The sequence below is a fragment of the Mycobacterium sp. NGS67 genome (assembly GCF_059812185.1).
In genome coordinates this window covers 38,857-56,181 of record NZ_JCALCF010000027.1, presented here as the reverse complement: position 1 = coordinate 56,181, position 17,325 = coordinate 38,857, and the positions used below count along the sequence as shown (strand labels likewise).

The 17,325-nt window shown below is 65.2% G+C and carries 18 protein-coding genes and 1 tRNA gene; 6 read left to right on the top strand and 13 right to left on the bottom strand.

Going from position 1 to position 17,325, the window contains the following annotated elements; genetic code table 11:
* Positions 1-32: 32 nt before the first annotated feature.
* Positions 33-335, bottom strand: coding sequence for a hypothetical protein (locus AC5Y4D_RS21550; RefSeq protein WP_499945051.1), 303 nt, complete (start codon positions 333-335; stop codon positions 33-35).
* Positions 336-446: 111 nt separating this feature from the next.
* Between AC5Y4D_RS21550 and AC5Y4D_RS21545 the strand changes: the two genes are divergently transcribed.
* The 3 genes from AC5Y4D_RS21545 to AC5Y4D_RS21535 are packed head-to-tail and all read left to right on the top strand — an operon-like array spanning position 447 to position 2,808.
* Positions 447-1,475, top strand: a complete 1,029-nt coding sequence (locus AC5Y4D_RS21545; protein WP_500038167.1) for a YncE family protein — start codon at positions 447-449, stop codon at positions 1,473-1,475.
* The gene (locus AC5Y4D_RS21540) at positions 1,472-1,714 is read left to right on the top strand and encodes a DUF5703 family protein (protein ID WP_499945048.1); all 243 of its coding nucleotides are present in this window, start codon (positions 1,472-1,474) and stop codon (positions 1,712-1,714) included. Before AC5Y4D_RS21545 ends, AC5Y4D_RS21540 begins: the two co-directional genes overlap by 4 nt.
* Positions 1,715-1,746: 32 nt before the next feature.
* A complete protein-coding gene (locus tag AC5Y4D_RS21535; RefSeq protein ID WP_500038173.1) occupies positions 1,747-2,808 on the top strand; it encodes a quinone-dependent dihydroorotate dehydrogenase in 1,062 nt (353 codons plus the stop codon).
* A 2-nt stretch (positions 2,809-2,810) separates the two neighbouring features.
* Here AC5Y4D_RS21535 and AC5Y4D_RS21530 read toward each other — a convergent pair whose 3' ends face one another.
* The 3 genes from AC5Y4D_RS21530 to AC5Y4D_RS21520 are packed head-to-tail and all read right to left on the bottom strand — an operon-like array spanning position 2,811 to position 5,309.
* Positions 2,811-3,389 (bottom strand): alpha/beta fold hydrolase, encoded by a 579-nt coding sequence (locus tag AC5Y4D_RS21530; protein WP_500038166.1) that lies wholly within the window; start codon positions 3,387-3,389, stop codon positions 2,811-2,813.
* 29 nt (positions 3,390-3,418) lie between these two features.
* Positions 3,419-3,946, bottom strand: coding sequence for a YbhB/YbcL family Raf kinase inhibitor-like protein (locus tag AC5Y4D_RS21525; protein ID WP_499945044.1), 528 nt, complete (start codon positions 3,944-3,946; stop codon positions 3,419-3,421).
* Positions 3,947-3,965: 19 nt separating this feature from the next.
* On the bottom strand, positions 3,966-5,309 hold the full coding sequence (locus tag AC5Y4D_RS21520) for a M20/M25/M40 family metallo-hydrolase (protein WP_500038165.1): 1,344 nt from the start codon (positions 5,307-5,309) through the stop codon (positions 3,966-3,968).
* Between the two features lie 103 nt (positions 5,310-5,412).
* Here AC5Y4D_RS21520 and AC5Y4D_RS21515 point away from each other — a divergent pair.
* Positions 5,413-5,498: transfer RNA gene (locus tag AC5Y4D_RS21515), tRNA-Leu, on the top strand.
* Here the strand turns inward: AC5Y4D_RS21515 and AC5Y4D_RS21510 are convergent.
* The 4 genes from AC5Y4D_RS21510 to AC5Y4D_RS21495 all read right to left on the bottom strand — a co-directional run bounded on the left by AC5Y4D_RS21510 (position 5,480) and on the right by AC5Y4D_RS21495 (position 10,702).
* On the bottom strand, positions 5,480-7,126 hold the full coding sequence (locus AC5Y4D_RS21510; RefSeq protein WP_011560558.1) for a recombinase family protein: 1,647 nt from the start codon (positions 7,124-7,126) through the stop codon (positions 5,480-5,482). The genes AC5Y4D_RS21515 and AC5Y4D_RS21510 overlap by 19 nt on opposite strands.
* Positions 7,127-7,315: 189 nt before the next feature.
* The gene (locus AC5Y4D_RS21505) at positions 7,316-8,815 is read right to left on the bottom strand and encodes a replication initiator (protein ID WP_011560559.1); all 1,500 of its coding nucleotides are present in this window, start codon (positions 8,813-8,815) and stop codon (positions 7,316-7,318) included.
* A gap of 4 nt (positions 8,816-8,819) precedes the next feature.
* Entirely contained in the window at positions 8,820-10,265 is a 1,446-nt protein-coding gene (locus AC5Y4D_RS21500) for an FtsK/SpoIIIE domain-containing protein (protein WP_017205322.1), read from the bottom strand.
* A 92-nt stretch (positions 10,266-10,357) separates the two neighbouring features.
* Complete coding sequence (locus AC5Y4D_RS21495; RefSeq protein ID WP_011560561.1) at positions 10,358-10,702, bottom strand: SCO3933 family regulatory protein; 345 nt, start codon at positions 10,700-10,702, stop codon at positions 10,358-10,360.
* Between the two features lie 253 nt (positions 10,703-10,955).
* Here AC5Y4D_RS21495 and AC5Y4D_RS21490 point away from each other — a divergent pair, with 253 nt between their 5' ends.
* Both AC5Y4D_RS21490 and AC5Y4D_RS21485 read left to right on the top strand, forming a co-directional pair.
* Positions 10,956-11,756 (top strand): hypothetical protein, encoded by an 801-nt coding sequence (locus tag AC5Y4D_RS21490; protein WP_011560562.1) that lies wholly within the window; start codon positions 10,956-10,958, stop codon positions 11,754-11,756.
* A gap of 6 nt (positions 11,757-11,762) precedes the next feature.
* Positions 11,763-12,230: an NUDIX hydrolase gene (locus AC5Y4D_RS21485; RefSeq protein WP_005110618.1), complete on the top strand. Its 468-nt coding sequence runs from the start codon at positions 11,763-11,765 to the stop codon at positions 12,228-12,230.
* Between the two features lie 8 nt (positions 12,231-12,238).
* On the opposite strand, the gene AC5Y4D_RS21480 is transcribed toward AC5Y4D_RS21485, so the two are convergent.
* From AC5Y4D_RS21480 to AC5Y4D_RS21460, 5 genes are all read right to left on the bottom strand, one after another.
* Positions 12,239-12,775, bottom strand: a complete 537-nt coding sequence (locus AC5Y4D_RS21480; protein WP_005110615.1) for an HD domain-containing protein — start codon at positions 12,773-12,775, stop codon at positions 12,239-12,241.
* A 349-nt stretch (positions 12,776-13,124) separates the two neighbouring features.
* Positions 13,125-13,367 (bottom strand): hypothetical protein, encoded by a 243-nt coding sequence (locus tag AC5Y4D_RS21475; RefSeq protein ID WP_005110614.1) that lies wholly within the window; start codon positions 13,365-13,367, stop codon positions 13,125-13,127.
* Positions 13,364-15,139: a ThiF family adenylyltransferase gene (locus AC5Y4D_RS21470; RefSeq protein ID WP_011768281.1), complete on the bottom strand. Its 1,776-nt coding sequence runs from the start codon at positions 15,137-15,139 to the stop codon at positions 13,364-13,366. The genes AC5Y4D_RS21475 and AC5Y4D_RS21470 overlap by 4 nt, the downstream gene beginning before the upstream one ends.
* On the bottom strand, positions 15,136-16,149 hold the full coding sequence (locus tag AC5Y4D_RS21465) for an SMODS domain-containing nucleotidyltransferase (RefSeq protein ID WP_005110610.1): 1,014 nt from the start codon (positions 16,147-16,149) through the stop codon (positions 15,136-15,138). The genes AC5Y4D_RS21470 and AC5Y4D_RS21465 overlap by 4 nt, the downstream gene beginning before the upstream one ends.
* Positions 16,136-17,251 carry a CBASS cGAMP-activated phospholipase gene (locus tag AC5Y4D_RS21460; RefSeq protein ID WP_011560565.1) on the bottom strand — a complete coding sequence of 372 codons (1,116 nt, stop codon included), beginning with the start codon at positions 17,249-17,251 and terminating at the stop codon, positions 16,136-16,138. The genes AC5Y4D_RS21465 and AC5Y4D_RS21460 overlap by 14 nt, the downstream gene beginning before the upstream one ends.
* Positions 17,252-17,325: the final 74 nt, after the last annotated feature.

Sequence of the window (17,325 nt, the reverse complement as noted above, 5' to 3'; positions counted from 1 at the left end):
CGACGACCGTACCCGGTCGGTCAGGAACTGGTTCAGCGTGAGACGGGCACCGCGTGGGCGACCGAGTCGCGCACGGCGGCAGCTAGGCTGCGCTCGTCGGTGAGGTCGATGTAGCGGATGCTGTGTACGGCGCGGGCGACCACGTCTTCGTCTTGCGGAACGGGGCCCGACAACCGCGGCCGGTAAACTTCGACGACCAGCGAGTGATGTTCGATATGGAAGGAAAAACTGCGCCCATCTCCGACTTGTCCGTAGCCGCTGGCGAAAATTCCCGCGCACATGTCTTCGATAGCAAACTCGTTGTTTGCGATATGCCGGTCGACGATGACGGTCATGGCGTGAGAATACCTCTCCGGCGGGTTTCTAATCAGCCAACATGGCCAAATTGAGCGCGATAGCGTTCCTTAGAGTTTTCTATGTGCCACTGAAGGGTCTGGAGCGCAGATTTGCTGTTGAAGTGTCGTAAGCGGTTCCATCAGTGCGTGGTGGCCCTGACGGCTTTGCTGCTGCTCGCGACCGGGTGTTCCTCGAATCCGCTGGTCGCGCCGCCACCGACCATCGAACCCGCCCGGCCGGCAGTCGCACCGCCCGCCCAGCAGCCTCCGCCCGGCGCGGTGCGACCCATCGATGGGCGAGCGCAGGAGGCGTTCTTCGACGGCGGAACCCGCCAGTTGGTGGTGCTGTCCCCCGGCCCCGAGGCGGGCGCACCTGCCACTCTCACCGTGCTGGGTCCGCAGTCCGCACCGCGTGTCCTCACTCTGCCGGCGCCCGCGACGTCGCTGACCGGCGACGGACGCGGAACCGTCTACCTGGCGACCGCAGGTGGCTTCCTGACGGTGGACGTGGCGCGCGGCGCGAGCACCCCGGTGACGGTTGCGCAGGGCGTGGACTTCACCGCGATCGCCCGGCGCGCCGACGGCAAACTGGTACTGGGCAGCGCCGACGGCGCGGTGTACACGCTGGCCACGGACAACTCGGTGGCCAGTCGCAACAAGATCTTCGCACGGGTCGATGCTCTTGTGACGCAAGGCAATACGACAGTCGTGCTGGACCGCGGTCAGACGTCGGTGACGACGATCGGAGCCGACGGGCGGGCCGAACAGGCGCTGCGCGCGGGTGAGGGTGCGACCACGCTGGCCTCCGATCCCTACGGCCGGGTGTTGGTCGCGGACACCCGCGGCGGCCAGCTGCTGGTCTACGGGGTCGACCCGCTGATCTTGCGGCAGGCTTTCCCGGTCCGGCAGGCCCCGTACGGACTCGCCGGATCCCGGGAGCTCGCGTGGGTGTCCCAGACGGCGTCCAACGTCGTCGTTGGTTACGATCTGAGCACCGGAATACCCGTGGAAAAGGTGCGATACCCAACCGTGCAGCAACCCAACGCGCTGGCCTTCGACGAAGCCTCGGACACGCTTTACGTGGTGTCGGGTTCGGGTGCCGGGGTTCAGGTGATCGAGCACGCGGCGGGCAAGCAGTGACCGCGCCGCGCTGGAGTCGCCTGCCGGCGGGCTGGGAAGCCGACATGTCCGACGAATACGAGTGGGCGCCGCTGCGTCTGCCTCCGGACGTCACCCGGCTCAGCGCCTCCACCCGGCTGTCGATCGAGGCGGAGTACCGCGGCTGGGAGCTGACCCGGGTGCGGCTCTACACCGACGGTAGTAGACGAGTTCTGTTGCGCCGCAAGAAGACCCGCATGTCCGATCAGCCCGAACCATGACGGTCACCGAACCGCTCGCCGAGCGTCATCAGCTGTACGGCCTACTGCGAAACCTGCTGTTCATGGTGCCCGCGGAACGGGTGCACACCCTGGTATTCGCCGCGCTGCGCGGTGCCACTGCGGGGGCGCCGGCCCGCCGGGCGCTGAGCCGACGGCTGGGTCCCACAGACCCGATCCTGGCCAGCACGGTGTTCGGGGTGCGGTTCCCGGCACCGCTCGGGCTGGCGGCCGGATTCGACAAGGACGGGACCGGCCTTTCCGTCTGGGGCGCAATGGGTTTCGGCTATGCCGAGATCGGCACCGTCACCGCCCACGCCCAACCCGGCAACCCGCCGCCTCGGCTGTTCCGGCTACCCGACGATCGCGCGCTGCTCAACCGGATGGGCTTCAACAACCACGGTGCCGGAGCGCTGGCCGCGCGACTCGCCCAGCACGTGCCCGAGGTGCCGCTGGGAGTCAACATCGGCAAGACCAAGAACACCCCGGCTGAGGAGGCCGTCGAGGACTACCGGGCCAGCGCCCGGTTGTTGGCACCGCTGGCCTCCTATCTGGTGGTGAACGTCAGCTCCCCCAACACTCCGGGACTGCGCGATCTACAGGCGGTCGAGTCGCTGCGGCCGATCCTGTCCGGGGTCCTGGCCGAAGCATCCGGCACCCCGGTCCTGGTCAAGATCGCACCGGACCTCTCCGACTCTGACGTCGACGAAATCGCCGATCTGGCAGTGGAATTGGACCTGGCCGGCATCGTGGCCACCAACACCACGGTGTCGCGGGACGGACTGCGCACGCCGAGGGTCGACGAGTTGGGCGCCGGCGGCATTTCCGGGCCGCCGGTGGCGCGGCGCGCCGTGGCGGTGCTGCGTCGGCTGTATCGCCGCGTCGGGGATCGGTTGACGCTGATCAGCGTGGGCGGCATCGAGACCGCCGACGACGCTTGGGAGCGCATCACCGCGGGTGCCTCACTGCTGCAGGGCTACACCGGCTTCGTCTACGGCGGAGGGCTGTGGGCCAAGGAGATTCACGACGGGATCGCCCGACGGTTGCATGACGGCGGGTTCGATTCGCTCAGTGCGGCAGTCGGCACGGCCGTCTGACGTCAGGCGGAGCCGCTCGGCGCAGCGAGGCTCTCGGCAATGAAATCGGCAGTGCGACTGTGCCATTCGCGCCACCGACGGACCATGTGGTGACCAACGCCCTTGATGCCCACCCACTGCGCGTCCACCCCACGCTGCCGCGCACGCTCGGTCTGAATGCGGGAGACGTCCGGATCAGTGCGGGTGTCGGCGGTGCCGTGAATGACCAGCAGCCGGGTACCGACCGGGATCAGGTCGCCCTTGTCGCCGTACCACCACGGTGCCAGCGCCACCAGGACGTCGATGTCATTGTGGGCGGCGAGGTGCGCCGCCACCCGTCCACCCATCGAATGTCCCACCAGTGCAACGTGTTTGGGCTCATACCGGGCCCGCACCCGGTCCAGCACTGCCTGCGCGTCGCGAACCGGGTCCTGCCGTGGGCTGTTCCACCCACGCAGCCGATAGCGGACGCTGACGACTTTGACGTCGGGCCCCAACCGGCGACGTAACGCGTGCGCCAAGGCAGCTGCCCGCAGGCCCGCCGGCTGCCACCATCGGTAAGCCTGCTCACTGCGGATCATGCCGCCGGGCAGGACGAGCACGCAGGCGAGCATCCGGCTGCCCCGGCGCCTTAAGTCTGCTCGTAGGTGGCGTGGATGACGGCGCGGGCGATCGCGTGCTGGAACAGGTTGAAGCCCAGGTATGCCGGTGTGGCGTCCTCGGGCAGATCCAGTTTGTCGACGTCCACCGCATGCACGGCGACGTAGTAGCGGTGCGGGCCGTGTCCTTCAGGGGGTGCCGCGCCGATGTAACGCCGCTGCCCGGCGTCGTTGGCCAGCGTCAGGGCCCCACCCGGCAGATCGCTGCCGTCGCCGGCGCCGGCCGGCAGCTCGGTGACGTCGGCGGGCAGGTTGGCCACCGCCCAGTGCCAGAACCCGGACGCGGTCGGGGCGTCGGGGTCGTAGACGGTGACCGCGAAGCTACGCGTCTCGTCGGGGAAACCCGACCAGCTCAGCTGCGGGCTCTCGTCGTCGCCGCCGGCCCCCATGATCCCGCTGACCTGTGCATTGGACAGCGACTGCCCGTCGGTGATCGACTCCGAGGTCAACGTGAACGACGGCAGGTCGGGCAGCGCATCGTAGGGGTTGGGCACACTCATGGTCTGTCCTCTCGTGTGATCAGCAGTGGGTGAGAAAGTGGGCCAGCACCTGCGTGCCGAACCGCAGCGCTTCGATGGGTACCCGCTCGTCGACCCCATGGAACAGCGACGAGAAATCCAGCTCCGGCGGCAATCGCAGCGGGCTGAACCCGAAGCAGCGAATTCCCAACCGCGCGAAGGCTTTTGCATCGGTGCCGCCGGAAAGCATATAGGGCACCGTGCGCCCGTCCGGGTCGACGGCGAGCACCGCGGCGTTCATCGCGTCGACCAGATCGCCGTCGAAAGAGGTCTCGTAGGAATCCAGGCTGCGGATCCACTCGCGGGTCACGTCGGGTCCGAGCAGGGCGTCAACCTCGGCCTCGAAAGCGGCCTGTCGCCCGGGCAGCACCCGGCAGTCGATCACCGCTTCCGCCGTCGCGGGCACCACGTTCGCTTTGTACCCGGCTTTGAGCATGGTGGGGTTGGCGGTGTCGTGCAGCACGGCCTTGAGCATGCGGGCCATCGGTCCCAGCTTGTCGATCACCCCGTCCAAGTCAGGCGAGTTGACGTCGAGGCTCAGGCCGGTCTCCTCACTGACCGCAGCCAGGAACTGAGCGACGGTGTCGGTGACCACCAGCGGGAACTGGTGACGACCGAGCCGGGCGACGGCCTCGGCGAGAACGGTGACCGCGTTGTGGTCGTGCACCATCGACCCGTGCCCGGCCCGGCCCCGCGCGGTCAGCCGCATCCACTGAATGCCCTTCTCCGCGGTCTCGATCAGATACAGGCGGCGCTCGCCGCCGTCGCGGCGCGGCACGGTCAACGAGAAGCCGCCGACTTCACCGATGGCTTCGGTGACCCCGGCGAACAGATCGGGGCGGTTGTCGACCAACCACTGTCCCCCGTATTTGCCGCCGTTTTCCTCGTCGGCCAGGAACGCGAAAACCAGATCGCGGGGCGGCACGATGCCCGCGCGGCGCAGGTGCCGGGCCAGCACCAGGGTCATGCCCACCATGTCCTTCATGTCGACCGCGCCGCGGCCCCAGACGTAGCCGTCCTCGATGGCTCCGGAGAACGGGTGCACGCTCCATTCGGCCGGTTCGGCCGGCACCACATCCAGGTGGCCGTGGATCATCAGGGCGCCGCGGGATGGGTCAGCGCCGGGTAGCCGGGCGAAGACGTTGCCGCGGCCGGGCGCACCGGATTCGACGTATTCGGGCTGGTAGCCGACTTCGGCAAGTTGCTCGGCGATCCAGCGGGCGCACTCCGCCTCGCCCTTGGTGGTCTCCAGTTCGCCGGTGTTGCTGGTGTCGAACCGGATCAACCTGCTGACCACCTCGGCCACGTCGTCGCCGAAAACGCTGTCCGACCGAGGAAGGGTCACAGTCACCTTTCCTACCACTACACCGGCGGCCGCGACCCGGGCCGGGCCGATTGGGCGGTCGCCCGCCGATCCGATAGCCTTAGCTGCCAACTCTGTTGGTCTGGTCCGAGTGGCGGAATGGCAGACGCGCTAGCTTGAGGTGCTAGTGCCCTACTAATGGGCGTGGGGGTTCAAGTCCCCCCTCGGACACATCCGGCGACACGACTCAGGTCGGCAGTCGCCGTGACTCGCCGAAGATGCGGGTCGTAGTCGAGACGCAGGCCCAAGCTTGCGTACACCTCGGCGCGCTCAGCTCCGGTTGCCGCGCCGAGGATGACCGACAGTCCGCCTAACTCCTTAACTAACTCACTGATCTCGGCGGCACACATGGCGCGGGGCCGCTCCACTCGCTCAACGCGTGCCCTCAGCTCGTCGCGCTCGGCGGTACGTTGACGCAACGCAGCAGTTAGATCCTCAACGGCCACGCCAGACTCCACGGCGGTGATCAAGGCAGCCACTTTGGCATTCGCCTCGCTCAGCTGGCGCTGCAAGGCGGCGTAGCCAGGTCCGGCCGCCGGGTCCACGTCTTGCCCGCGTGCGAGGTCTTCTGGATCGGCCAGAGTGGCGATCCATTCGTCGAGTCGCGCTGTCACTGCGTCTTCGCGGAGATAGACGGTGCGCGGATGATCACTCAGGTCCACAGGTACAGAACGTGACTTGCCGAACTCACAACGGTAGAGGATCCGCGTTGTTTGCTTCCCCGGCCGGGCGGCGCCCTGCATTCGCCGTCCACATGCGGCGCAGAACAGCAGCCCACGCAGCGCATACGGCACTGTCGATTCTCTGCTGCACACGCGACCGGGACCACGCCGCGCCTGCATCCGGAGACGAACAGCCTGCGCCAGCTCATCAGGGATCAGCTCTTCGTGCGTGCGTCGATCGGGTGCGATCCAGTCGGCCCGATCGCGCCACCGCATGCGAGTCTCATATCCCGCGGCGACATCATCGGGGTTCAAAAGGACCTCATACTTCTCCTGCTTGCCCCAGACACGGATACCGCGGTACGCAGGGTTGTCGAGAATGGCGCGGATCGCCGAATGGGACCATCCACGTGGGTCACGATGCCGGTTCCGTGCCGGGTCGTATTGGCTCGGTGATGGCACTCCATCGTCGGTGAGCTGCTGTGCGATGAAGCGCAAGCCAGCACCATCGGCATACATGCGATAGATCCGCTCGACGGTCGGGGCGGTCTCGGGGTCAGGCTCCAGGCGGTGAAGACGCTGCCCAAGACTTGCCTTGGCGGGGTTTGGGTGCGGGCCGGCATCGACGAGTTGATAACCGTACGGTGGGCGACCGCCGAGGTATCTGGTTGTGTCCTGCGCGAGTGCCGACATCGCGGTACGCACGCGCATCTGGATTCGCGCACGTTCTCCCTTGCTCATTCCGCCAAAGAGCGTCATCACGAGGTCGTGTGCCTCGGATCCGGGATCAACCGCTCCGCCAACTTCAGGCACCCATAGGCCGACCCCGTAGTGCGTGAGCACCGGGAAGGTGAGCGCAAATTGCGGTCCGTAGAACGCGCGAGCAGGTTCCCCGATCACGACGGCATCGAAGCCACGGCCACGAGAAGTGACATCTGCGAGCAGACGTGAAGCCTCCGGCCTGCGTTTCCAGGGAAGCGACCGGCTCTGGCCTATATCGAAGTAGTCGGCGGCGAGGACGCCGCCATGCGGACTGATCAGATCGATGGCACGACGTTTCTGCCAGCTGCGGCTCGCCTCCGGATCTTGGGCGTCCTCGGTACTCACTCGGCCATAGAAGGCGAACCTGAGGCTCATGCCACTCCCCTCCCTGATCTAGGCGTCCGGTCCCGCATAGCCAGTATGACGTTTACCAGCGCGCGGTTGGCCTCGCGCGGGAGCCGATACCGGTTCGGCAGGTCAATTTCAACACCTCCCTCTGACATGTTCGGAGCATCGACTCGAACGTCACACTCGGAGCGAGCATGTGTCGTAGTCGGGCATCTTTCAGCCATCGCTTGCCCCTAGCGGATCCCATTGTTCGTTGTGGGCTTGGCGACGTGCTTCTACCAGTCCGATGAGGCGGGAGTGGATGCGTTGGAGGGCCGCGGAATAGACGAGACTGCGATCGCCGAGGCTGCCGAGGCCGGCACGTTCGAACTCCCACGCCACCAGATCATCGCGACCGGCGAAGTCACAGTTGGGATCGTATTGGTATGCAGTGCTTTTCAAGCGTTCTTCACGCGTCCAAATGGCGCGCTGTTCGCGCAGCACGGTCATGGTAGTGGAATAACGGCGGGATTTGCTGGTGATGTGGCCGCGGAATCCGAGGGTGTGCAACCACCGCCCGATGCCGGACAGTCCTTTGTCCGCGAGATCGCTGATGGTGGTCAGGATGGTCCGCACATGCTCTGACACGTCCAGGTCGGGTATGGCTTCCGTAGATAGGCGGCGCGCGCTGATTCCGAGGTCTACCAAGGATTTGGTGACATACTTGGCGAGATAGCGTGCCACCAGCCGGCCAGACATGGACCGTCCTGAGCCTGACCCTGGTTCTGGTTCTGGTTCTGGTGGAGCACTTTTCACTGGTTTTGCGGATGCGGCGAGGGGTTGGGTGTCGATCTGTGTGCCGAAACGCATCGTCCGCGCATCGGTATCAGCGGTCGGATCGTCGATGGTGAGCGTGACGGTGCGGGCGGCGTGTTGGATGATGGTGGCGAGTTCGACTGCACCGATGGGTGATTCCCAATCGGTCTGATCGGGGTCGTCTTGGGGGTCCAGGCGGATCAGGGCGTGGATGTGTGGGATGGCGCGGGCTTGCAGTTCGACGATTTTGATGAAGCTCACCCGCACCGCATCCGGATCCACACCGGTGGCTTTCAGTTCTTTGCGGAGGGTGCGCCGCATGGTGATGGTGAAGCGTCGCCACAGTTCGGGAAGATGCCAGGCGAACAGGACATGCCCGGCATAGTCGTAGCACTCCGGACAGAGCGGCTGACCGACCCGCTCGTCGCCATGATCATGGGACATGCTGCACCACAATTGTTTTCCATGCGGGCAGCGGCGGTAGCCGCCGATCCGGTGCTGGTCTCGGCATACCTGCGCTTTCTTGTCCCCCGACGTCGTGGCGGTGTGGACGGCCCCGAAGCTGGGGGCAGTCAGGGTGAGGAAAACTTGCGGATGATCGCCCACCGCGGTGGGCATGCCGTGGTGGCCTCCCGCAGCGCCGGCGTGCACGAGTTGCCAGGTGTCGCGGGCGTAGAGATCTGAACACGACGGGCAAATGTGGGCGCGACGGTTGTTGCACCGCGTCCACACCACCCGCTGACGCCCGTACTCATCGGTACCGATCAGCTGGATGGGGTGAGCGCAGAATCCGACGGATTCTGCTCGTCGCCACCAGGATTGGTATCCCATCGACGCGGCCCGGCGCACCATCTGCTCGACCACTCGGGTGGTATCAACTGTATCCGGAACACCCGGCAGGGCAAGCTGCGCCGATGTCATGGAGCTATTCACCGCTGCCCTCACCCACGGTGTGCCCGGTATCGGTGTTGTGTGGCTGGTGGGTCTTGTTCGGTCGGCTCGGGGGTCGGCGGAACCGAGTGGCCAGCGCGGTGATGTCGTGGTCGGTGACGTGGAAGGCCCGCACCCGCTGGGCGTAGGCGGTGCCGTCAACCATCATGTAGCCAACACCCGGTGTCGCGTCGGGGATGCGGTCACATTCGGCGCCGGCATCGCGTGCTCCCTGTCCCAGGACCATAGTGGTTTGGGTGGCTTCAGTCAGGCGCAACCCGATCCGCACCGTGAACAGCTGCCTTAACGGCAGGGTGTCTTTGGCGGGGTCTTGCACCGCGGCGACGACGCTGATGCCGACTGCGCGGCCTTGCGAGAGCAGGAGGCCCAGGAGTTGTTCGATTTCGGTGCGGACCTTGCGGTCGGTCACATACGCACTCAGTGCTGCGATTTCATCGATCACTACCACGAACAACGGCTCCGACGTCGTGGGAGTGTGTAGTCGGGTGTGGCCGCGCAGACGATTCGCCCGGGCGTGCATCACCGTGACGAGCTGGCGTAGCAGCTCCAGGGTGGTGTCGGTGGCGTCGTGGGTGAACACGGTGAACAGGGGTGCTCCGGCACCGAGTTCCATGCCACCTTTGGGGTCGATGACACATAACCGCACCAGTCCGGTCTTCACCGCGGGGGCGATGCCGGCGATCAACGACCACAGCACTGAGCCTTTACCTGCGCCGGTTGCCCCGGCGATCAGCACATGGTGACCGAGCAGCGGCACTTGCCACCAATGCCGCGTTTCGGTGATCCCGACCCGCACCAGCGCCAGGTCCACCGGGGTTGCCGGGGCGGGCATGGGCAGGACGATCGGTTCAGCGAGCACGTCTGCCCGCATTAAAGTGATGCGCAGTTCGCCAGGCGAGGTGGCGGTGATGCTGATGCGGTCGGCGCGCCACGCGGCGGCCAGCGCGTCGGACTGTTTATGCCAATCTGCCACGGACTGGCCGGTGACGATGCGCACCGCCAGCACATCGGTGGTTTTACCGATTGTCACCGTGCGCAGGGTGGGAGTGAGGGTGCGGCCGCCGAGTGTGGCCGTCAGGCCGTGCAAGGTGCAGGTCGATTCCCAGGTGCGGGTGTAGCGCGACCACGTGAGCCAGCGCCGCCGTACCGGTTCGGTCACCCAGGCGCGAAATGACCCCGGTTGGAGCCAGGCCCAGCCCGCATACCCGGCACTGCACACGATCGCGCAGATCAGGCCCACGCGTGGGCCGTGGCTGATGGCAAGCACGAGGCTGGCGATGATGGGCACGTTGATCGCCGGGAACAGCACCGCCCACCAGAGCACATACCCGGCTGCGGTGAACAGCGACATGACCAGTTCTCCGAACCAGTCGTCATCGCCTGATCCACTGTTGGTGGTGTTCTTATTGTTCGATGTCATGAGAGATGCCCTCCGTGAGCGTGTGGTCAACAGCAATGCCCGGGGTGGCGGGGTGCGGTGATCGGTTCACCGCACCCCACACCCGCTTGGGGTTACTTCTGCGGGCGTGTCTGCTCACTCGGCGCAGCACCACTGGCGGTGGCGGGGGTGAGGGCATCAGCGCGGAACGCCACCCCGCTGCGATCACCTTGGGCCCACGGGATGGCCACCAGACCAACCACCGAAATAGACTGCGTGACTGTAACTTTGGGGTCTCCTGCCACGGTGACATTGAGTACTTCGCCGCCGGAGTCATCCAGCGCGAGGACCTGGGTGGCGTACATCGGCATCCCGGTGGCGGTGTCGACTTTCGGGGCGCCGGTTTCGAAGTTCAGCCGTGGCTCCGGAGCGCGGGTGACGATAAAACGAGTTCCAGACGTATCGATTCTCAAACGCATTGTCCTACTAGTCCTTTCGTGAGATGTTGACGCCGGTCCGGCGCTGGATTCAGTTCACGTGGACATCACGGACGTTGCGAGAGACATGTGCCGACATTTCCGACACATCCACGGGCATTTCGGACACGGCCGGACATACCCACGGACATCACACCGACACTATCGCCGCAGGGTGGCGGCAATCGCATGGCAAACTAGACACCACGCGCTGAAGGATGGATACGGACGACACGGGAAGATGTGCGCTGACACGATGGACGAGCAGGACGGCACCGAGGCCGCCATCACTCCCAACGATCGCCTCGCGCAGCGGCTACAGGCCAAAGGTCTGTCCTCGCAGCGGTTCGCCACCGCGGTGGGTGTCGATATCAAGTCGGTGCGACGCTGGCTGGCCGATAGCGACTACAGAATTCGCGAACACAACGCCCGCAGCGCCAGCGAGGTGCTCGACTGCACTCCGCATGACCTGTGGCCCAAGCAGTACCCGGCCGCTACCCCCCGTGCAGTGACAACAGCGTCTGCGGGTGGGCCATTCACCGCGACCCTGTATGCCAGCCGTACTCAGCTGCCGATCACGACGTGGCAGCAGCATTTCGCCGACGCCACCACCGGCATCGACATCCTCGTGCTCGCGGCCACGTTCCTGTTCGACACCCTCGACGGATTCCTCGACACCCTGCTCGCCGCCGCCGCCCGCGGTGTGTCGGTGCGGTTTCTCGTCGGGGATCCCGACACTGCGACCACGATCTTGCGCGGTGAGGAGGAAGGGATCGGCGAGGCTGTCATCGCCCGCTGCCGCACGTCGGTGGAGTTGCTCGCCCCTCACGCTTGTACCCCGGGGCTGGACATTCGCACCCACGACACCGCGCTCTACACGTCGATCTTTCGGGTCGATGACGCCATGATTGTCAACTTCCACATCTACGGCTCACCCGGGCGCAACAACCCTGTGCTGGTTCTGTCACGTCACCATGAGCCAAGGCTCTGGACCACCCTCGAAGACGCTTTCACCCAGGTCTGGAACCGCGCCAGACCGCTGACCGCGAAAGGCTGACCCCCGATGCGCACCGACTACTACAATGACCCCAACGCCCCGGCGCCCAACAGTGTCGTTCCGTCCGCCTCGGCCATCGTCACCGACGAACAAGGTCGTATTCTGCTGATCAAACGCCGCGACAACACCCTGTGGGCGTTACCCGGCGGCGGACACGACATCGGCGAAACCATCGCCGACACCGCCGTGCGGGAAGTCAAAGAAGAAACCGGGCTCGACGTCGAAGTCACGGGTCTGGTCGGTGTCTACACCAACCCCCACCACGTGGTCGCGTTCACCGATGGCGAAGTGCGCCAACAATTCTCGCTACTGTTCGCCACCACGGTGCTCGGCGGGACCCTCGCCATCGACCACGAAAGCACCGACATCGCCTGGACTGCCCCCGACGACATCGCTGGCCTGGATATGCATCCGTCGATGCGACTGCGCGTCGAGCACTACCTGCAACGCCGCGACAGCCCCTACCTCGGCTGACCGCTGGGCTACAGCCAGTCGCGTACTCGCCGGACCGCCGCCAACAATTCGTCGCGGCCCGCGTCGACCGCCCGGTGCACCGGGTCCTCGGATCCATAACGCGCCAACACGTCGCGTAGTCGATCTCGCGGTGATATCGGCGCCCCGTCAGGTCCAGTCGTCAGATCGCAAAAAGTCAACGCATCAAGGACATTGCTGGGCGGATCGCTGAACGCGGACAAACCCGACAAGCCCCGCTCGGCAGCCTCCGCGTGCGCTCCGGTATGAAAGGCCACCAAGGAAGCGACCAGCTCCCCGAAACCCGCCGATCGCACGAACTCCGCTCCATCAAGGGGATGAAAACCGGTCCGGCGCACCGACGGTGCGTAACCGATATCGTGCAACCACCCCGCCGCGACCAGACAGTCCGCCGTTTGAGCATCGAAACGCCGGCTCAACCGCTCGGCAGTCGTCGCGACCCCCCGGACATGCGCCAACCGCCGCGGCTGCTCAGCCAGCCGCGCCTCGGCCTCGCGCCGTGCACGCTGCGCCAAAACTACGCTCACAACCGCCAGCCTACGAGCCCCAGCACCATGCCGCAGCCCCGTCGCGGCTGATGGCGCAGATCCTGGACACCCGCGACCCGCAGGAACCGGCGGCCACCAGCAGGCTTCGCTACGCTCGCTCTGCTCCCGTCCGCTGGCGCTCCCGTCCGCGCCGCTCCCTGCGCTCCGCCCTCCGTCCGCCGCCACGCATGCATGCACCCACGACCGGCGCCGGAACTAAGTCGCAGGCCACAGCGCTGGCATCACGACGAGGCGCAGCTGCCCTCGCTGCTCGCCGCATCGAGACGCCGCGAGCGGCAGGCCGGACCAATAGCCTGACCGTCGCTGACCTGCGATGTGAGAACTTTCTTTACTGGTATCGAGACACCTGCTCGATACAGCGGCGAAGGCGTACCGCCGCTAACAGGAAGAAGTGCAGGTCACGTTCAAGAGTTTGGAGTTCCACGTGGTCGGCGTGCCGCTTGTTGAAGCGTCGGTCGATGCGTCCTGATTGGAGCGCCACGGCGTTGATCCAGTTGGTTGCCTCGGTGCGAAGACGCTCGACAATGACGCCCTCTGATGGGGCATTGCGTTGACGTTCCGTTGCCCTCATTCTGTCCCTGCTGTGTGATCCATGGGGTGCGTTACACCGGGGAGGAAGTGGTGTCGGGGGCCGCTGGCCGCGTGCGGCAGAGCGATGAGGTGTGTGCCCGAAACCGCGGAGTCCGGTTGTTGGAGGTGGCTTCCGATCAGGTTGACGAGTGTGGCTGCGACCGCTACGAGGTCGGCTGCCGAGCCGTGGAATGTGGGGACCGAGCAGCCCCTGGTTGGTATAAGTTCGTCATCGCTGGGTTCTTGCCACAGCGTGTGGTAGAGCTCAAGTCCGCTGTCGCCCTGGATTGTTCGGCCAGCGTCTTGATCGATGCTGGAAACTGTCGCTGTTGCGCTTGCGGCGCACAGCACGGCTAGGCCGAGCGTGCCAGAGCGAGCGTCTGTGGCGACCTGAGCGATCAATGCCTTTCGCGTCGGCGCAGTTGCCAACGCATCGAGACAGCTCGTGATGCCGTTGTTCACTGTGGCGTCGATGATGAGATCCGCTGCCAGGCATGACGTGTGGTCTTCTGGGAGGTGCCCTTCTGCGACGGTGACCGTCAGGTCATCACGGATCGCGCGGAGCCGTCCAGCGAGTGCCTCGGCTTTGGAACGGCCAATGTCGTCTTCGACGTAGTTTTGTCGGACGAGCAAGCCGCCGGTGACGATGCCAGGGTCGCACACGGTGATCTCCGATGCTCCTGCGCGAGCGATGAATTCGGCGATCCATGATCCGAGCCCGCCGCAGCCCCAGATGTGGACAGTCTTTCGTTGAAATCCGTTCACGGGGCGGCCGTCGTCGCGGCGGGTTGTCACTTCGGGTCGTTCGTCGGACATCCTGCACCACTCAATCGGGATTTCAGTGTTGATCTTCGCGGGGTCGAGAACAACCCCCACACCCCGTTGCTGCGCGACCTCGCGGAGCGCATTCGCCGTTGGGGTGGGGAGCCGTCCGCCCAAGAGGTGGGGTGGGCCTCCAGCGGGGTGCGGCACGGCGAGGACGAAGTATTGCTCGGCGTCGTGGTGATTTCGTAACGCACTCGCCAGGAGGGCGGTGAGGAACGCCGGCGATTGCGGTGCGATCCGGGGAGCCCGTCCTTCGAGGCGGTCAAGGTAGGGGTCGTCCAGGAGAGCAAGCAGTAGCGCGAATGTGGATGCGGCACCGAACGGCAGCGCGGTGGCCAGGGTAATTACCGGTACGCGATGCCCGGCAGCTCCAGGCGAGTACGTCAGGTCGTATCGGTGCGTTGACCGGGCGATCAGGTGAGCCGTTTGGTGGCGCTTCGCCGGTCCGGGTTCTCGGGTAACGATCGTCGGTGTGTCATGTGCCTGATGCGGCACTCCGCCAACAGCGTGGTACATGGCGGTGGCGGCGTCGAAGTTTCCGGCGGCCGCGTCGACGAGCCAGTCCCAAAGGCGGGTGAGTAGGCCGGCCACACCAAGCGTCGGCTGCCATTCCCGTGAAGGATCCAAATAGATGCATAGTCGTTGACCCGCGAGCACATGGGGGTAGCCGAGAAACCGAGTGTGATCAACGTCGATAGCCGGTAGCGAGTACGAAGAGGGGCGAAGCTGAAGGATGAACTCCTCGGTCTCTTGAAGTTGCAGGCCACCCGGATGATGCGGGATGGCGGCCGTGCGTAGCGAGATGCGGAGCGACGCCTCGCCGCTAGCGTCGAGCGTGGGTCTTCCTCGGACCTGGATTTCGTTGGGACGTTGTTGCGCTAGCGCTTTGAGTTCGGCGAGGAGATGCTTCTGCCAGCCCGTCAGCGTGGGCTGGTGGCGTCTGGTCACCCTGCCCGACCAGAGCGCCCCACTGTTGAGTCCGCGGCAGAGGTGGCTGCTGGAAACTTCGCGCTAGCGGTTGTTGTGGCCGGCGCCTTGAATCCGTCGCCGAAGATGTTCTGCCACAGCTGGACACTGCGGTCTTTGTCTTTCTCCTCGTAGGCCGCTTCGATGTCGGCGGCATGCACGTGGATTCGGTCACGGAAGTAGCTGTAGGTCGCCTGAGCGCTCTCGGGGTCTGGTCCCCACCGGTGGTCGAACGTCACGCCGGAACCGGACGGGTCGGCGATGGAGGGCTTGATCGGGTTCGCTTGCAACCAGGTGTCGAGGTCTTGCACGACATGAAGAAGAGTTGTGGGGACGTTGCTGTAGTAACTCGGGTCCAGGAGCTTGCGCAAGTCTGTTACCTGCTCCCCCAGCATGGTGGTCAGCAGGACTGAACGTGTGCCGGTGAACGAATTCTTGTGATCACGAAGGTATTTCATGAGTCTGATCACTTTGCGTAAGTTCCCGCTGGCGATAGAGTCCTGTTTCTTCATCCAATCGGTGAAACCCTGCGGGTTCGTCAGCTCCCACTCGTTGTCGTCGCGGTTGACGATGACCTCTCGACCGTCGGCCAGGTTGAGGTGAGGGACGATGTCGACGTGCATGGAGTTGGCGTAGACGAGCCGCGCGCAGCGGCACTTACGTGAGTGCGGCATGGTGCCGTAGGTGCTGTGCCGATGCAGGGCTGCGTAGACCTCATCGATGTAGGTCTTGGGGTTGTCGGCCCAGTCCGGGTTCTGGCTCATGTCGAGCATGAAGTCGGCGTCGAACTCGTTGTCACCGACGGGGTTGATGATCGTGCGGTGTGCCCAGGAGCCTTGCGGCGTCTTGCCGGTGATCAGCGCACCGATTTCGACGTCGGCTTTGAGTGCCTTGTAGATGGCTTCGACGCGCTGGTTGAGTAGGTCCAGTTTGAACTGGCTGAGATTGACCGTGTCTTTCAGCAAGACGTTGAAGTGGTCAGCGAGTTGCATTGGGGGCCTCCGTGTGTGAAATGCTGCCCGGATCGTCGCGGTGTCGGCGTCCGTTCACCGGTGTGTATGCGGGCGCCTGGTGGTCAGCGAATTTCGCGGTGTAGCTAGGGCTGAGTTCTCGGCTGACTGAGGCAGCGAGGCCGGCCACGTCCTTTGGGTCCGCCGAGTCCAGTGCGTAGAGGCCGCCGGGCACTAGAGCGTCGAAGCGCGTGTAGTTGGATTTGCCGATCAAGTGTTCGGCGAGGCCCTGTCCGCCACGGCTGCTGGCGTTAAGGATCAGCGGGGCAATCGGTCTTGCCCAGTGTAAGAGTCCGCCGCGGTCCAAGCGCTTGGGGTGATCGGTCAGCTGATCAATGGTGCCGACGTTGAGGACGGTAATCGCGTCGAGAGGAACACCGAGCATGCTGACGGCCTCGGCGATCGCGACGACAGCCGGGTTGTTGGCCCATACTCCGCCGTCAATGAGCCTGTGTCCGTCGACGTACGCCGCGGGGAAGTACAGCGGCGCCGCCGAGGTCGCCAGTGCAACGTCCACCATCGGTATGCGCCAGTCGCGGGTCAGCCGTGTGTGGTGCGGAGTCTTGAAGATGTGCACGGCCCCGCGTTGTACATCCCACGCGGGAATGACGAGTCGCTTCGTGCTGTCGCCAAGGAGTCGGGCTCCGAGGACGCCGGTCAACGCTTGCCGCAGCGCCTCTGCGTCATAGATGGGCGATCTCAGCTGCCGTGGTCGGCGCCATCCTCGCCGCCTCGACGCCGGAAAGACTTTCTCGACCAGTTCTTCGTAGTGGGAGACAATCTCCTTCGGCGTGAGGCCCGCACCGAGACCCAGTGCGACGATGCCGCCCGCCGACGTGCCAGCAATGAGGTCGAAGGAATCGGTGATCCTAACGCCCAGATCCTGCTCCAGACGTGCAAGCACATGCGCAGTGAACAACGCCTTGGCGCCCCCTCCATCGAGAGCGAGGACCTGGAAGCGCTCGGGGCGCGGGCCAGCCGCCTCGCGCTCGGCTGCTGGATAGACCTGCGCGGCGAATTCGCCAGGTCCCGGCGAGGACGTACCATTATCAAGGTTGGCAGGCGTCGCGGGAACTACATCCATGTAACTAGACTACGCCGCTCCGCCGACAACGACCTAGCCGTTATTGCCACCGGCGTGGGGACCCGCGCAGCCAG

Bases quoted from the DNA above. Each gene is read 5' to 3' on its own strand.
- AC5Y4D_RS21525 (WP_499945044.1), bottom strand. From the start codon at position 3,946: ATGAGTGTGCCCAACCCCTACGATGCGCTGCCCGACCTGCCGTCGTTC.
- AC5Y4D_RS21495 (WP_011560561.1), bottom strand. From the start codon at position 10,702: ATGCGTTTGAGAATCGATACGTCTGGAACTCGTTTTATCGTCACCCGC.
- AC5Y4D_RS21460 (WP_011560565.1), bottom strand. From the start codon at position 17,251: ATGGATGTAGTTCCCGCGACGCCTGCCAACCTTGATAATGGTACGTCC.
- AC5Y4D_RS21490 (WP_011560562.1), top strand. From the start codon at position 10,956: ATGGACGAGCAGGACGGCACCGAGGCCGCCATCACTCCCAACGATCGC.
- AC5Y4D_RS21500 (WP_017205322.1), bottom strand. From the start codon at position 10,265: ATGACATCGAACAATAAGAACACCACCAACAGTGGATCAGGCGATGAC.
- AC5Y4D_RS21465 (WP_005110610.1), bottom strand. From the start codon at position 16,149: ATGCAACTCGCTGACCACTTCAACGTCTTGCTGAAAGACACGGTCAAT.
- AC5Y4D_RS21505 (WP_011560559.1), bottom strand. From the start codon at position 8,815: ATGACATCGGCGCAGCTTGCCCTGCCGGGTGTTCCGGATACAGTTGAT.
- AC5Y4D_RS21485 (WP_005110618.1), top strand. From the start codon at position 11,763: ATGCGCACCGACTACTACAATGACCCCAACGCCCCGGCGCCCAACAGT.
- AC5Y4D_RS21550 (WP_499945051.1), bottom strand. From the start codon at position 335: ATGACCGTCATCGTCGACCGGCATATCGCAAACAACGAGTTTGCTATC.
- AC5Y4D_RS21475 (WP_005110614.1), bottom strand. From the start codon at position 13,367: ATGAGGGCAACGGAACGTCAACGCAATGCCCCATCAGAGGGCGTCATT.
- AC5Y4D_RS21510 (WP_011560558.1), bottom strand. From the start codon at position 7,126: ATGAGCCTCAGGTTCGCCTTCTATGGCCGAGTGAGTACCGAGGACGCC.